The sequence below is a fragment of the Streptomyces sp. PKA51 genome (assembly GCF_057552455.1).
In genome coordinates this window covers 1-1,560 of sequence record NZ_BAAJPZ010000049.1, presented here as the reverse complement: position 1 = coordinate 1,560, position 1,560 = coordinate 1, and the positions used below count along the sequence as shown (strand labels likewise).

The following is a 1,560-nucleotide window of genomic DNA, read 5'->3' as shown; positions in this document are numbered from 1 at the left end:
CTCGGCGGCCGCGCAGGCCCGCGAGGCCGACCGGATGCTCTCGGCCGACCGGGCCGGCAAGCGCCTGTCGTCCTACGACGGCGTCAAGGCCGAGGCCGCCCGCCAGGTCGAGATCGCCGCGGGCGCGGCGAAGGCCGCCCAGGTCGCGGCCGCCCAGGCCAAGGTCCAGGCCGACGTCCTGGTCGAGACCGGCCTGACGTACGGCACGCAGTGGTCGGACGTCGCGAGCGGCATCGCGGCCGCGGCGGACGCCGCCGTCCAGGCCGCGAAGACCGCGCAGAACGCCATCGACGCCACCGAGGCCGACGCCAAGGGCCTCAACGCCAAGAACCAGGCCGAACTGCACGAGCAGCAGGCCAAGCAGTGGCGCGCCAACGCCGAGCAGCACGCCAAGACCGCCGCCAAGCTCGCCGAGGCCGCCGACAAGCAGGCCAAGATCGCCGCCGACGCCGCCACGCGCACCCGCGACGCGCGCATCGCAGCCGAAAAGGCCGAAGCCGAGGCGTGGGAGCACGCCAAGAAGACCCGCGAGGCCCGCCTGGAGGCGGAGCGCCAGGCCAAGATAGCCGCCGAACAGCGCGCGATCGCCGAGCGCGAGCGCGACCTGGCCGCAGCCGCCCGCGCCCGCGCCGAGCGGGAGCGCGACAACGCCGCAGCCGCCCGCGCACGTGCGGAGGCCGAGGCCCGGACGGCGTCCGCGAAGCGTGCGGAGGCTCTCGCCGCGGCCGCCACCGCGTCCGCGGCCCGCGAGGACGCCGCCCGCCAGGAGGGCATTGCCGCCGAGGCGGACAAGAAGGCCACGGGCGAGGAGACCAACGCCCGCGAGGCCCGCAACAAGGCCTACAAGGCCGAGCAGAACCACCGGGCCAAGGAGGCGCGTGCCCGGGCCGCCGAGGCCATGGCCGCCTCGGCCCGCGGCACCGCGGACGCCGGTGCGGCCCGGATCGCGGCGGACGCCGCGAAGGCCGACGCCGACACCGCGGGCACCGCGGCCGGTCAGGCGCGCAGCGCCGCCGACGCCGCCAGTGGTGCGGCCGTGCGGGCGCGGTCCGCCGCCACCGAGGCCGCGGGTGCGGCGGCCCGGGCCCGGGCCGCCGCCGCCGAGGCCACCGCGCACGCCGCCGCTGCCAATGCCGCGGCCAATAAGGCGGAGGCCGCCGCGGCCGCCGCCAACGCCGCCGCCAACCGTGCCGAGGCCGAGGCCGCGGCCACCCACGCCGCCGCCCTGCGGGCGAACGTCAAGGCCGCCGAGGCCACTGCGCAGGAGGCCCGCGCGGGCGTCGCCGCCCACGAGGCCGCCCGACTGGCGGGGCTGGCCGCGATGGAGGCCAAGAACGCCCTCCAGGCCGCCAACCGCACCAAGGACGAGGCCGAAGGCGCCACCCGCGAGGCGGCAATGGCCAGGGTCCAGGCCACCGTTGCCGTGCAGGCCGCCGCGGCCGCCCGCGGCACCGCGGCCGGCATCGCCGACCCGGCCAACACCGCCATCCAGCTGACCGCCCCCTTCGCGGGCTCGGACGTCGACGCGGACTTCGCCGCCGCAGTGGCCACCGCCGCTCA

1 pseudogene is annotated in these 1,560 nt (G+C 78.7%); it reads left to right on the top strand.

Annotation, left to right across the window (positions count from 1 at the left end):
* Nucleotides 1–1,560: pseudogene (locus AC27L3_RS29490) on the top strand (hypothetical protein); the annotation flags it as partial.